Annotated in this window: 12 protein-coding genes; 5 read left to right on the top strand and 7 right to left on the bottom strand. The window is 71.6% G+C overall.

Annotated elements, in window-relative coordinates; genetic code table 11:
• Positions 1-6 precede the first annotated feature (6 nt).
• The 3 genes from ABEA04_RS10715 to ABEA04_RS10705 are packed head-to-tail and all read right to left on the bottom strand — an operon-like array spanning position 7 to position 3,488.
• A complete protein-coding gene (locus ABEA04_RS10715; RefSeq protein ID WP_345458105.1) occupies positions 7-783 on the bottom strand; it encodes a succinate dehydrogenase/fumarate reductase iron-sulfur subunit in 777 nt (258 codons plus the stop codon).
• Positions 784-800: 17 nt separating this feature from the next.
• A complete protein-coding gene (locus tag ABEA04_RS10710) occupies positions 801-2,663 on the bottom strand; it encodes a fumarate reductase/succinate dehydrogenase flavoprotein subunit (protein WP_345458103.1) in 1,863 nt (620 codons plus the stop codon).
• The gene (locus ABEA04_RS10705; protein WP_345458101.1) at positions 2,664-3,488 is read right to left on the bottom strand and encodes a hypothetical protein; all 825 of its coding nucleotides are present in this window, start codon (positions 3,486-3,488) and stop codon (positions 2,664-2,666) included.
• 191 nt (positions 3,489-3,679) lie between these two features.
• Here ABEA04_RS10705 and ABEA04_RS10700 point away from each other — a divergent pair, with 191 nt between their 5' ends.
• The 4 genes from ABEA04_RS10700 (at position 3,680) to ABEA04_RS10685 (ending at position 8,424) form a co-directional block, all read left to right on the top strand.
• Entirely contained in the window at positions 3,680-4,756 is a 1,077-nt protein-coding gene (locus ABEA04_RS10700; RefSeq protein ID WP_345458099.1) for a glycosyltransferase, read from the top strand.
• A gap of 100 nt (positions 4,757-4,856) precedes the next feature.
• A complete protein-coding gene (locus ABEA04_RS10695; protein WP_345458098.1) occupies positions 4,857-5,579 on the top strand; it encodes a succinate dehydrogenase cytochrome b subunit in 723 nt (240 codons plus the stop codon).
• A 32-nt stretch (positions 5,580-5,611) separates the two neighbouring features.
• On the top strand, positions 5,612-7,633 hold the full coding sequence (locus ABEA04_RS10690; protein WP_345458285.1) for a fumarate reductase/succinate dehydrogenase flavoprotein subunit: 2,022 nt from the start codon (positions 5,612-5,614) through the stop codon (positions 7,631-7,633).
• Between the two features lie 47 nt (positions 7,634-7,680).
• Positions 7,681-8,424, top strand: a complete 744-nt coding sequence (locus ABEA04_RS10685) for a succinate dehydrogenase/fumarate reductase iron-sulfur subunit (RefSeq protein ID WP_345458283.1) — start codon at positions 7,681-7,683, stop codon at positions 8,422-8,424.
• Positions 8,425-8,973: 549 nt separating this feature from the next.
• On the opposite strand, the gene ABEA04_RS10680 is transcribed toward ABEA04_RS10685, so the two are convergent.
• The 4 genes from ABEA04_RS10680 to trpS are packed head-to-tail and all read right to left on the bottom strand — an operon-like array spanning position 8,974 to position 12,006.
• Positions 8,974-9,198, bottom strand: a complete 225-nt coding sequence (locus tag ABEA04_RS10680; RefSeq protein ID WP_345458097.1) for an SCO4848 family membrane protein — start codon at positions 9,196-9,198, stop codon at positions 8,974-8,976.
• A 54-nt stretch (positions 9,199-9,252) separates the two neighbouring features.
• Entirely contained in the window at positions 9,253-10,350 is a 1,098-nt protein-coding gene (locus ABEA04_RS10675; RefSeq protein WP_345458096.1) for a YihY/virulence factor BrkB family protein, read from the bottom strand.
• 18 nt (positions 10,351-10,368) lie between these two features.
• The gene (locus tag ABEA04_RS10670) at positions 10,369-10,893 is read right to left on the bottom strand and encodes a 2'-5' RNA ligase family protein (protein ID WP_345458095.1); all 525 of its coding nucleotides are present in this window, start codon (positions 10,891-10,893) and stop codon (positions 10,369-10,371) included.
• A gap of 9 nt (positions 10,894-10,902) precedes the next feature.
• A complete protein-coding gene (gene trpS / locus ABEA04_RS10665) occupies positions 10,903-12,006 on the bottom strand; it encodes a tryptophan--tRNA ligase (RefSeq protein ID WP_345458092.1) in 1,104 nt (367 codons plus the stop codon).
• A gap of 56 nt (positions 12,007-12,062) precedes the next feature.
• Between trpS and ABEA04_RS10660 the strand changes: the two genes are divergently transcribed.
• On the top strand, positions 12,063-12,830 hold the full coding sequence (locus tag ABEA04_RS10660) for a maleylpyruvate isomerase N-terminal domain-containing protein (protein WP_345458089.1): 768 nt from the start codon (positions 12,063-12,065) through the stop codon (positions 12,828-12,830).
• Positions 12,831-12,858 lie beyond the last annotated feature (28 nt).

The following is a 12,858-nucleotide window of genomic DNA, read 5'->3' as shown; positions in this document are numbered from 1 at the left end:
CTCGGCTCAGACCTCGGTGCGCCCGTCGTTGTCCTTGGTGCGGAGGCCGATCTTGCTGCCGAGCCACACGAGCGGGTCGAACTTGCGGTCGACCACGCGCTCCTTCATCGGGATGATCGCGTTGTCGGTGATGTGGATGCCCTCGGGGCACACCTCGGTGCAGCACTTGGTGATGTTGCACATGCCGAGGCCGGCGGCGCCCTGGGCGAGCTCGCGGCGGTCGTGGGTGTCGAGGGGGTGCATGTCGAGCTCGGCGTAGCGCAGGAAGAACCGCGGTCCGGCGAAGGCCGGCTTGTTCTCCTCGTGGTCGCGCACGACGTGGCAGACGTTCTGGCACAGGAAGCACTCGATGCACTTGCGGAACTCCTGGCCCCGCTCGACGTCCATCTGCGCCATGCGCCGCTTGCCGTCGGCGTCGCGGGCCGGCGGCGCGAACGACGGCAGCTCCTTGGCCTTCTCGTAGTTGAACGAGACGTCGGTGACCAGGTCGCGGATGATCGGGAAGGTGCGCACCGGCGTCACCGTGATCGTCTCGGCCGGGTCGAAGTCCGACAGGCGCGTCATGCACAGCAGCCGCGGCCGGCCGTTGATCTCGGCGCTGCACGAGCCGCACTTGCCGGCCTTGCAGTTCCAGCGGACGGCGAGGTCGCCGGCCTGGGTGGCCTGCACCCGGTGGATGGCGTCGAGCACCACCTCGCCCTCGGAGACCTCGACGGTGTAGTCGGCCAGGTCGCCGCCGGCGGCGTCACCGCGCCACAGGCGCATCTTCAGGTCGTAGCTCATGGGAGTAGGTCAGCCCCTCACGTGGCCTGGAAGAAGGTCTTGAGCTCGTCGGGCATGATCGGCAGCTCCTGGTGGGCGAGCGTGACCTCCCGCGTCTCGGGGTCGAGCCGCAGCACGAGGTTCTTCGCGCCCCACGAGTCGTCGGTCATCGGGAAGTCGTCGCGGGTGTGACCGCCGCGCGACTCGGTGCGCTCGAGCGCCGCCGTCGCGATGCACTCGCTGACCAGCAGCATGTTGCGCAGGTCGAGCGCGAGGTGCCAGCCGGGGTTGTACTGGCGGTGGCCCTCGACCGAGAGCCGCTCCGCGCGACTCTTGAACCCCTGCACCTCCTTCAGCGCCTGGGTCAGCTCGTCGCGGGTGCGGATGATGCCGACGAGGTCGTTCATCTGCTGCTGCAGGTCGCCCTGGATGGCGTAGGGGTTCTCGCCGCCCTCGAGCTCGAACGGCGCCAGCGCCTCGCGCTGAGCGGCCTGCACGTCGTCCTCGCTGATCGGCGTCCGCTCGGTCGTGCCGGCCGCCCGCGCGGACGCCGCGTCGCCGGCGCGTCGTCCGAAGACCAGCAGGTCGCTCAGCGAGTTGCCGCCGAGCCGGTTCGAGCCGTGCATGCCGCCCGAGCACTCGCCGACGGCGTACAGCCCCGGCACGGCGCTCTCCTGGGTGTCGGGGTCGACCTCGACCCCGCCCATGACGTAGTGGCAGGTGGGGCCGATCTCCATCGGCTCCTTGGTGATGTCGACGTCGGCCAGCTCCTTGAACTGGTGGTACATCGACGGCAGCCGCTTGCGGATGAACTCAGGACTGCGGCGCGAGGCGATGTCGAGGAAGACGCCGCCGTGCGGTGAGCCGCGACCCGCCTTGATCTCGGAGTTGATGGCCCGCGCCACCTCGTCGCGCGGCAGCAGCTCGGGCGGACGCCGGTTGTTCTTCTTGTCCTCGTACCAGGCGTCGGCCTCCTCCACCGTGTCGGCGGTCTCGGCCTTGAAGAACTCCGGGATGTAGTCGAACATGAACCGCTCGCCCTCGGAGTTCTTCAGGATGCCGCCGTCGCCGCGCACCGACTCGGTCACCAGCAGCCCCTTCACCGACGGCGGCCACACCATGCCGGTCGGGTGGAACTGCACGAACTCCATGTTGATCAGGCTCGCCCCGGCCCGCAGCGCCAGCGCGTGCCCGTCGCCGGTGTACTCCCAGGAGTTCGAGGTGACCTTGAACGACTTGCCGATGCCGCCGGTGGCGAGGACGACGCTCGGGGCCTCGAAGACCACGAACCGTCCGGTCTCGCGCCAGTAGCCGAACGCGCCGCTCACCGGCGCCGGGCCCTCGCCCGTGGCCGGACCCTGCAGCAGCTCGGTGATCGTGCACTCCATGAACACGTCGATGCCGAGCGCGACGGCGCGCTGCTGCAGCGTGCGGATCATCTCCAGCCCCGTCCGGTCGCCGACGTGCGCGAGGCGGGCGTACTTGTGGCCGCCGAAGTCGCGCTGGCTGATCAGCCCGTCGTCGGTGCGGTCGAACAGCGCGCCCCAGTCCTCGAGCTCCATGACCCGCTCGGGCGCCTCCTGGGCGTGCAGCTGCGCCATCCGCCAGTTGTTGAGCATCTTCCCGCCGCGCATGGTGTCGCGGAAGTGGACCTCCCAGTTGTCCTCGGGCCACCGGTTGCCCATGGCGGCCGCGATGCCCCCCTCGGCCATCACCGTGTGGGCCTTGCCGAGCAGCGACTTGCACACGATGGCGGTGCGCGCGCCGGCGTCGTGGGCCGCGATCGCGGCCCGCAGCCCGGCGCCGCCGGCGCCGACCACGACCACGTCGTAGGAGTGGCGCTCGAGGCCGCCGGACGCGGCGCCCGACATCTCGTTGCCGGTCATCTCGTGACGGGACATCTAGAAGAACCTCAGGTCGTCGATGGTGTGGGTGGCGAGCAGCAGCACGTAGAGGTCGACCGCGGCCACCGAGAACAGCGAGTACCAGGCGAAGCGCCCGTGGTGCTGGTTCAGCCTCGAGACCCAGGTCCAGAGCCGGTATCGCACCGGGTGCTTGGAGAAGTGCCGCAGCCGGCCGCCCACCGCGTGCCGGCAGGAGTGGCACGAGAGCGTGTAGAGCCAGATGAAGACGATGTTGACGACCATCAGCAGCGTGCCGAGACCCATGTGGACGCCGCCGCCGGAGTCGCCGTCGCCCAGCGCGTACTCGTCGGGCATCGCCCGGAAGGCCAGCACCGTGTCGAAGGTGAGCACGAGGCCCACGACGATGGCGGCGTACCAGAAGTAGCGGTGCGCGTTCTGCACGATCAGCGGGAAGCGCGACTCGCCGCTGTACTTCTGGTGCGGCTCGGCGACACCGCACGCCGGCGGGCTCAGCCAGAAGGCCCGGTAGTAGGCCTTGCGGTAGTAGTAGCAGGTCATCCGGAAGCCCAACGGGAAGATCAGGATGATCAGCGCCGCCGACAGCGGCCACCAGCTGAACGGCTGCCCGAAGTCCGACGCGCCCTCGACGCAGTCGCCGAGGCACGGCGAGTAGAACGGCGAGAGGTAGGGCTTGGCGTAGTAGGCGGTGTCGCTGAAGGCCCGCACCGTCGCGTAGACGACGAACGAGGCGAAGACCACGAACGTGGTCAGCGGGGGCAGCCACCACCGGTCCTGCCGCAGCGTCCGCGCCGTGATCCGTGCTCGCGAGGGGCTGCGCACCCCGGTCTGCGTGTCCGTCATCCGCGCTCTCGCACCTCTCGCTGGCCGGTCGACACCCGGCGGCGAGCACCCGTGCGCGCCGTCGTCGGGCCGAGTCTGCACATTCGCGGCGCGATGAGGAAGGGGTCGGCCCGTCCAACGTTCACGTCGTGGTCACCGAGGGTAGGCCCGCCGCTGGGCCCGCCGTCGGACGACGCCGCGAGTGTCGGGGCGTGCGGATCGCACTGGTGACCGAGACCTTCTACCCCGCGGTGGACGGCACCACGACCACGCTCAAGGCCGTCGCCGACCGGCTCGTCGACCTCGGCCACACGGTGCGGATCGTGGCCCCGGGGCCCGGGCTGCCGACGTACCGCACCTGCACCGTGGTGCGCGTGCGGCCGCTCGAGCCGGCCGGCCCGCAGGTGCGCGCGGCCCTCGACTCCTTCCGGCCCGACCTCGTGCAGGTCGCCAGCCCCGGCCACCTCGGGCGCAAGGCCCTCAAGCACACCCGGCGCACGGGCGTCCCGTCGTTGGTGGTCGAGCAGTCGGCCGTGCTCGACCACAGCGCCGACTACTGGCGCTCGCGGGTGGCCGACCGCACCGACCGCGTGCTGGTCACCTCGACCTGGATGGTCGCGCGGCTCGCCGAGTTCGGGGTGGACGCCGCCCTCTGGCGTCCCGGCGTGGACGCCGCCGCCTTCACCCCGGCGCTGCGCGACCAGTGGCTGCACGCGTCGTGGTCGCGCGCCCGGGCCGCGGCCAGCGCGGGCGTCGCCCCGTCGGTGGTCGTCGGCTTCGTCGGCGCCCTGCACCGCCGCCACGGCGTCCGACGTCTCGCCGAGCTCACCCGGGTGCCCGGCGTCCGGCTCGTCGTCGTCGGGGAGGGGCCGCAGCGCGGCTGGCTCGAGGCGCGGCTGCCGGGGGCGCGCTTCACCGGTCCCCTGCGCACCGGCGACCTCACCGTCGCGATGCCGAGCCTCGACCTCCTCGTCCACCCCGGCGAGCACGAGACCTGCGCGCACACGCTGCGCGAGGCCTCGGCCGCCGGGGTGCCCGTCGTGGCGCCGCGCTCGGGCGGCGCCACGGACGTGGTGCGTCACCTCGAGACGGGCCTGCTCTACGACCCGGCCGACCCGCGCGGGCTGGCACGGTCGGTCGAGGCCCTCGCCGCCGACCGCCACCGCGGCCTGCTGGGCGCCCGCGGCCGCGAGGTCGCCGGCGTCCGCGGGTGGAGCCAGGCGGTCGACGAGCTGGCCGCCGTGCACGCCACCCTCGTGCCCGCCGCGGCCGGCGCCCCTTCGCCGTAGCGCATCGCTGCCCCGGCCGCAGAGTCACCCGGGCGAGGTTTCTCACACCCCGAGTGGGTGAGCCCGGGCGTGTCGCGGGACGTAGGGTTCCATCGTGACGATGACGTCCCGACCCGCCCGCCCCTCGTTGGTCAAGGGTTCGCGCGCGGCACGATCGACCATCGCCCTGAAGATGCTCATGGCAGTCAGCGGCGCGCTGTTCATCGCGTTCGTGCTGGCCCACATGTACGGCAACCTGAAGGCCTTCGGCGGCCAGGATGCGTTCAACGGCTACGCCGAGCACCTGCGCGAGCTCGGCGAGCCGCTGTTGCCGCACGAGGGCTTCCTCTGGCTCTCGCGCGCCGGCCTGCTGCTGGCCCTCGTCGTGCACGTCTCGGCCGCCGTCGCGCTGTGGCGCCGTGCCGGCAAGGCGCGCTCGACGCAGTACGTCGTGAAGAAGAACAAGCACTCGAGCGTCTCGTCGCACTGGATGCGCTGGGGCGGCGTCACGCTGCTGCTGTTCATCGTGTGGCACCTGCTGAACTTCAGCTTCGGCAAGGTCAACGTGCAGACGGGCGAGGTCGGCAGCGCGGCCGGCGACCCCTACACGCTGCTCGTCGACAGCTTCCAGGTCTGGTGGCTGACGGCGATCTACCTGCTGGCGATGGTGGCGCTCGCCCTGCACCTGCACCACGGCACCTGGAGCGCCGCCCAGACGCTGGGACTCACCAACAACGCCCGGGCCCGGCGCAACGCCAAGGCGCTCGGCCTGGTCATCGCCACGGTCGTGGCCGGCGGGTTCTCGCTCGTGCCGGTCTTCGTCCTCGCCGGCGTCATCGACTGAACGACACGAAGGAGCACCGCGCCGTGACCGACATGCCGGACACCACCAACACCTTCGACGCCTCCCACACGATCAGCCACGAGGAGGAGTACGACGACGCCGCCGGCTACTACGTCCAGGGCGACCCCGTCCGGGACACCAAGGCGCCGGGCGGTCCCCTCGACGAGCGCTGGAACACCCGGCAGTTCGAGGCCCGCATCGCCAACCCGGCCAACCGCCGTCGTCTCTCGGTGATCGTCGTCGGCACCGGCCTGGCCGGCGCCTCGGCGGCCGCCACGCTCGGCGAGGCCGGCTACGTCGTCAAGGCGTTCTGCTACCAGGACTCCCCGCGCCGCGCCCACTCGATCGCCGCCCAGGGCGGCATCAACGCGGCCAAGAACTACAAGGGCGACGGCGACTCGGTCTACCGGCTCTTCTACGACACCATCAAGGGCGGCGACTACCGCTCGCGCGAGTCGAACGTCTACCGCCTGGCGCAGGTGAGCACCAGCATCATCGACCAGTGCGTGGCCCAGGGCGTGCCCTTCGCCCGCGAGTACGGTGGCCTGCTCGACAACCGCAGCTTCGGCGGCGTCCAGGTCTCGCGCACCTTCTACGCCCGCGGCCAGACCGGCCAGCAGCTGCTCATCGGCGCCTACCAGGCGCTCGAGCGCCAGGTCGCCGCCGGCACGGTGCGCTGCTACACCCGCCACGAGATGGTCGAGCTGATCGTCGTCGACGGCCGCGCCCGCGGCATCATCGTGCGCGACCTGGTCACCGGCGAGATCGAGACCTACTTCGCCGACGTCGTCGTGCTCGCCTCCGGCGGCTACGGCAACGTCTTCTACCTCTCCACCAACGCCATGGGCTGCAACGTCACGGCCACCTGGCGTGCGCACCGCAAGGGCGCGCTGATGGCGAACCCCTGCTACACGCAGATCCACCCCACCTGCATCCCGGTCTCGGGCGCGCACCAGTCGAAGCTGACGCTGATGTCGGAGTCGCTGCGCAACGACGGCCGCATCTGGGTGCCGAAGAGCGACGCCGACTGCACCAAGGACCCGCGCGAGATCCCCGAGGAGGACCGCGACTACTACCTCGAGCGCATCTACCCCGCGTTCGGCAACCTGGTCCCCCGCGACATCGCCTCCCGCCAGGCCAAGAACGTCTGCGACGAGGGCCGTGGCGTCGGCCCCGAGGTCGAGGGCGTCCGCCGCGGCGTCTACCTCGACTTCGCCGAGGCCATCGACCGGCTGGGCCGCCCCGCCATCGAGGCCAAGTACGGCAACCTGTTCGACATGTACGCCCGCATCACGGGCGAGGACCCCTACGAGGTGCCGATGCGCATCTACCCGGCGGTCCACTACGTGATGGGCGGCCTGTGGGTCGACTACGACCTGCAGTCGACGATCCCGGGCCTGTTCGTCACCGGCGAGGCCAACTTCTCCGACCACGGCGCCAACCGCCTCGGCGCGTCCGCGCTGATGCAGGGCCTGGCCGACGGCTACTTCGTGCTGCCGAACACCATCCGCGACTACCTCGCCGAGGGTCCCTTCGACAAGATCGCCGAGGACGACCCCGCCGTCGTCGAGGCGCAGCAGTCGGTCAAGGACCGCATCGCCCGGTTCATGTCCACCGGCGGCACCCGCAGCGTCGACTCCTACCACCGCGAGCTCGGCAACATCATGTGGGAGTACTGCGGCATGGAGCGCACCGAGGAGGGGCTGCGCAAGGCCATCGACCTCATCCGCGGCCTGCGCGACGACTTCTGGCGCAACGTGCGGGTGCTCGGCAGCGCCGAGGGCATGAACCAGTCGCTCGAGAAGGCCGGCCGCGTGGCCGACTTCTTCGAGCTCGGCGAGCTGATGTGCATCGACGCGCTCAACCGTCGCGAGTCGTGCGGGGGCCACTTCCGCACCGAGTCGCAGACCGAGGACGGCGAGGCGCTGCGCCACGACGACCAGTACGCCTACGTCGCCGCCTGGGAATGGGGCGGTGACGACGAGCGGCCCATCCTGCACAAGGAGGCGCTCGACTACGAGTTCACCGAGATGAAGCAGCGGAGCTACAAGTGACCCAGACGAGGGACAGCGAGACCGCAGCCGGCACGCCGAAGCGGGAGATGCGGCTGACGCTGAAGATCTGGCGCCAGCCCAACCACGACGCGCCCGGCAAGATCCACACCTACGAGGTCGACGACATCTCCGAGGACATGAGCTTCCTCGAGATGCTCGACGTCCTCAACGAGCAGCTCAACGCCGCCGGCGAGGAGCCGATCGCCTTCGACTCCGACTGCCGCGAGGGCATCTGCGGCCAGTGCGGCCTCATGATCGACGGCGAGGCGCACGGCCCCGAGGTCACCACGACCTGCCAGCTGCACATGCGCTCGTTCAAGGACGGCGACACCATCACCGTCGAGCCGTGGCGTGCCGACGCGTTCCCGGTCGTCAAGGACCTCGTCGTCGACCGCGGCGCCTTCGACCGCATCATCCAGCAGGGCGGCTACGTCTCGGTCAACACCGGCGCCGCCCCCGACGCCCACGCCACCCCCGTGCCGAAGGACAAGGCCGACCGCGCCTTCGACGTCGCCACCTGCATCGGCTGCGGCGCCTGCGTCGCCGCCTGCCCCAACGGCTCGGCGTCGCTGTTCCTCGGCGCCAAGATCACCCACCTCGGCGAGCTGCCGCAGGGCCAGGCCGAGCGCGACACCCGCGTCGTCAACATGATCGGCCAGCACGACCACGAGGGCTTCGGCGGCTGCACCAACATCGGCGAGTGCACCGCCGCCTGCCCCAAGGGCATCCCGCTCGACGTGATCTCCCGCCTCAACTGGGACCTCCACGCCGCGCTGCGCCACGGCCACTAGTTTTGTCTGGTCGGCTGCGGCTTCGCCGCGGCTGCCCTCGGCCGTCATCGTTGCTCGCTGCCGCCGGCTCGGGCTCGGCCGGGTCCAGCCGCCGGGCTTCGCCTCCGCCTCCTGCGCCCTGTGGTCCGGCCTGCTGTGGTCGGGGCGCCTTCCAGGGGTGAGGGACGGTGGTCGCCTCCGAGGCCGACCCGACGTCACGGACCCTGAGCCCGTCGAAGGGCCTGCCCTCCACGATGGTCGAGGTGCGAGGAGCCCCAGCGACGAACCCCGAGGCCGTCGAAGGGCCACCTGACGATGGTCGAGGTGCGAGGAGCCCCGGCGACGAGCCTCGAGACCACCGGCCCACCACGGCCCACCCCACCCCACGGACCCTGAGCCCGTCGAAGGGCCCTGCGGCACGGCCCGGTTGCGGGTTCGTGCAACGGTGGTCGATCGAGCCTGCTTCAAGGTCTCGGTCGGCGAGGAGGGCACGCCCCAGCAGACCTACTCGGTCAGCGCGAGCGGCTACTACGAGTGGCCGCCCCGCAGGCCCGCCGGTGTCGTCGAACCTCAGTCGCGGGTGGCGCGCCAGGCCTTCCAGCCCAGCGCTCCGAGCACGGCCGCGATGGCGACGTTGACGACCACGAGCACCGAGTGGGCCACCCAGTAGCCGGTGGCACGCTCCTCCCCCGACTGCGCGGCCGAGACCAGGTTGCGGGCGAAGTTGCCGAAGGTCACCACGTTCCAGACCGCCACGGCGAGCAGCAGGACGGCGTGCTTGCGCTCGAATCTCACGTCCCGATCCTCTCAAGCAGGCGGTGAGGTCGGCCCAGGAGGTCGGTCGCCGGGTCAGCGGCGGCGGCGCAGCAGCGCGACGAGGCCGAGGGTGACGGCACTGCCGGCGGCGAACGGCTTGGCCCACCACTGCCCGCCCGTCGCCTCGGTGACCTTGGCCAGGCTGGTCGCGGGCTCGGCGGGCGCCGTGGCGACCGCTGCCCCCCGACCGGCGCCGGCGGGCAGGTGCGTCAGGTCGGGGGTGGCCGGGCCCTGCACCGGCTCGGCCGGGTCGCCCTGGCGCATCGCCCGGGCCTCGGGCGAGGTGTAGGCCCAGGCGGCGGCGTACATCACCAGCCGCGAGAAGTAGTTGATCCAGACCACGAGGATCAGCGCGATGCCGAAGGCCTGGAAGGCGGGCTGCCCCTGGGTGGAGGCGAGCAGCAGGCTGGAGAGCTGCTTGAGGATCTCGAAGCCGACCGCCCCGAGGATCGCGCCCGACCACAGCGAGCGGCTGGGCGCGGGCGGCTCGGCGAGCAGCCGGAACAGCGCGAAGAACAGCACCGCGTTGGCCGCGAGTCCGAGCGCGATCGCCAGCAGCTTGACCAGCCACGACAGCTCGGAGCCCAGGCCGACCAGGTCGAGCACCTCGCTGGAGAAGCCGGAGACGAAGCTGGCGACGGCGACCGCGACGATGAGGACGGAGCCGATGACGGCGAGCGCGAGCAGGTCACGCAGCTTGCCCTTCACGAAGCTCGGCTGCTCGAGCGCCGGGGTCTCGAAGACCACGACGAGCGCCTCGCGCAGCGCCGAGACCCAGCCCAGGCCGGCGTACAGGACGCCGAGCACACCGATGATGCCGGCGAGCCCGGAGAACTCCTGGACGTCGTCGAGCGAGAGCTGGTTCTCGCCGCTGCCGATGATGCCGGGCAGCACCGAGTCGATCGCGGTGGTCAGGTTCTCGTTGGCGTCGGGGTAGAGGTTGGCGACCAGGCCGACGACGAAGAAGGCCAGTGCCAGCACCGGGAAGAACGACAGGAACGCGAAGTAGGTGACCGCGCCCGCCTGCTGGTTGGCCTTGACCTGGCCGTAGTGCTCCTGCATGCGCAGCACGTGGTCGAGCGCCGGTCGCTTGCGTCGCGCGCCGTCGAGTCGCTGCTTGAACGAGGCCATACCGGTCTCCCGCCGTGCCTAGCCGACGCGCAGTCGGGGTTTCAGCGCGAAGTCGCGCGAGGCACGCCATCCGTGCTGGTCGTCGTGGACGTAGAGGTGGAAGCTGTCGACGGCGAAGCGGCAGTCGAAGTCGGCGAGCTCGTCGAAGGCCCGGTCGAGACGCTCGTCGTCGAGGTGGTGCGCGACCGTCACGTGTGGGTGGTACGGGTAGTCGAGGACGACGTCCAGGGGGCCGGAGCGCACCGCCGCGGCCAGCTGCTCGCACTGCGAGATGCCCTCGACGAGGTTGACGAAGACGACCGGCGAGACCGGCCGGAAGGTGCCGGTGCCCCGCAGGTGCACCTCGAACGGCGCCACCCGGGTGGCCGCCGCGGCCAGGTGCCGCTCGACGTCGCCGAGGTCGTCGGCGACCTCGGTGGGCGGCACCAGCGTGATGTGCGTCGGGATGGTGGCCGCCATGACGTCGCCGACCGACGTCCGGTAGTCCTGCAGCTCGGTGGCCCAGGGCTCCGGAATCGCGACGGCGACTCCGATCGTCGGCATCCCCCGACCCTACTGCCCCACGGGTCCGCCGGCCCGCCCTGCGGGGTGGGCGGCGGCGACGAACCCGACGCGGCGGTAGACGTCTGCGAGCGTGGCCTGCGCGACGGCGCGCGCCTGCTCGGCGCCCTGCGCGAGGACATCGGTGAGGTGCTGCTGGTCGTCGAGCAGCTCGAGCGTGCGGTCGCGGAACGGCGTCACCAGGTCGACCACGATGTCGGCGAGCTCCTTCTTGAGGTCGCCGTAGCCGCGGCCGGCGTACTGCTCCTCGAGGTCGCCGATCGCGGTGCCGGTGAGCGCGGAGTGGATGGTGAGCAGGTTGCTGACGCCCGGCTTGGTCTCGGGGTCGTAGCGGATCTCGGTGTCGGAGTCGGTGACCGCCGAGCGGATCTTCTTCGCGCTCGCGGCGGGCGGGTCGAGCATCTCGACGATGCCCGAGGGCGAGGACGCCGACTTCGACATCTTCGCCGTCGGCTCCTGCAGGTCGCCGATCTTCGCCGTCGCCTTGAGGATGTAGGGCTCGGGCAGCCGGAAGGTCTTCTTGAAGCGGTGGTTGAACCGCTGCGCGAGGTCGCGGGTGAGCTCGAGGTGCTGGCGCTGGTCCTCGCCGACCGGCACGTAGTGCGGGCGGTAGAGCAGGATGTCGGCCGCCTGCAGGATCGGGTAGGTGAACAGGCCGACGCTGGCCGCGCCCTCGCCGCCCTTGGCCGACTTGTCCTTGAACTGCGTCATGCGGCGGGCCTCGCCGAACCCGGTGAGGCACTGCAGCACCCACGAGAGCTGCGAGTGCTCGGGCACGTGGCTCTGCACGAAGACCGCCGAGCGCGCCGGGTCGACGCCGGCCGCGAGCAGCTGGGCCACGCAGCGCAGGGTGCGCTCGCGCAGCAGCTTCGGGTCGTGCTCGACGGTGATCGCGTGCTGGTCGGCGATGAAGAAGAAGGGCTGGTGCTCGCGCTGCAGGTCGACCCACTGGCGCAGCGCGCCGAGGAAGTTGCCGAGGTGGAAGGAGTCGGCGGTGGGCTGGATCCCCGAGAGCACGCGCGGCCGGGCGCCGCCACTGGGCGCGTCGGGCACCGCCACCTCGGGCTGCGGCGTCGCGGCCGTCGAAGCAGACATGCCCGGCATTGTTCCGCACGGCTCGCCCGACCCGTGCACCTGTCACGATGAGGCCCGTGCCGACCAGCCTCACCCTCGAGCAGCACCTGGCCGGGCTGCACGCCGCGATGCTCGCCTTCGCCCGCCACGCCGGCGCGGCGGGGCTCGACGTCCCCGTGCCGACCTGTCCGGAGTGGACCGTGCGGCGGCTGGTCGGGCACCAGGGCGCCGTCCACCGGTGGGCGGCCGGGGCGTTGCGCGGCGAGGATCTCGACTGGGCGCCGGTCGAGAAGGCCGGGCGGTCGAGCGCCGATCCGGTCGACTGGCTGCGCGACGGTGCGATCGCGCTGGTGCGCGCGCTCGTCGAGGCGGACGACGACACCCCCGCGCCGGTCTTCCTGGCCGACCCACCGGCCTCGCCCCGGCGGTTCTGGGCGCGGCGGCTGTGCCACGAGACGACCATCCACGGCGTCGACGCGCTGGCCGCCGACCTGGGCCGGCTCCCCCGCGCCGAGGAGACGTGGATCGAGCGCGACCTGGCGCTCGACGGGCTCGACGAGCTGCTGCTCGGGTTCGTGCCGCGCGAGCGGTCGCGGCTGCGCACCGAGCCGGGCGAGGCGCCGGTGACGCTGGTCGTGCGGCCCACCGACGCCGACCACGCCTACACGGTGCGGGTCTCGGACGACGTGCCGGTGACGGTGCGCCACGACGACGGCGCCGCGGCCGCCGGCGACCGCGAGGTGACCGGCAACGCCGTCCAGCTCTACCTCGCGCTGTGGCACCGCAGCGACGAGCTCGCTGCGTCGGACGTGTGGCCGCTGTGGCACCACGCCGCCGTGCGGTGAGCGGCCGATAACCCGTCGAGGCCGCCGA

Origin of the sequence: Nocardioides marinquilinus, from assembly GCF_039543705.1 — a bacterium.
Classification (GTDB): domain Bacteria; phylum Actinomycetota; class Actinomycetes; order Propionibacteriales; family Nocardioidaceae; genus Nocardioides; species Nocardioides marinquilinus.
This window is presented reverse-complemented; position numbering and strand designations above follow the sequence as displayed.

Coding starts and splice junctions, on each gene's coding strand:
- ABEA04_RS10715 (WP_345458105.1), bottom strand. CDS start 783: ATGAGCTACGACCTGAAGATGCGCCTGTGGCGCGGTGACGCCGCCGGC.
- ABEA04_RS10710 (WP_345458103.1), bottom strand. CDS start 2,663: ATGTCCCGTCACGAGATGACCGGCAACGAGATGTCGGGCGCCGCGTCC.
- ABEA04_RS10705 (WP_345458101.1), bottom strand. CDS start 3,488: ATGACGGACACGCAGACCGGGGTGCGCAGCCCCTCGCGAGCACGGATC.
- ABEA04_RS10695 (WP_345458098.1), top strand. CDS start 4,857: ATGACGTCCCGACCCGCCCGCCCCTCGTTGGTCAAGGGTTCGCGCGCG.
- ABEA04_RS10690 (WP_345458285.1), top strand. CDS start 5,612: ATGCCGGACACCACCAACACCTTCGACGCCTCCCACACGATCAGCCAC.
- ABEA04_RS10685 (WP_345458283.1), top strand. CDS start 7,681: ATGCGGCTGACGCTGAAGATCTGGCGCCAGCCCAACCACGACGCGCCC.
- ABEA04_RS10675 (WP_345458096.1), bottom strand. CDS start 10,350: ATGGCCTCGTTCAAGCAGCGACTCGACGGCGCGCGACGCAAGCGACCG.
- ABEA04_RS10670 (WP_345458095.1), bottom strand. CDS start 10,893: ATGCCGACGATCGGAGTCGCCGTCGCGATTCCGGAGCCCTGGGCCACC.
- trpS (WP_345458092.1), bottom strand. CDS start 12,006: ATGTCTGCTTCGACGGCCGCGACGCCGCAGCCCGAGGTGGCGGTGCCC.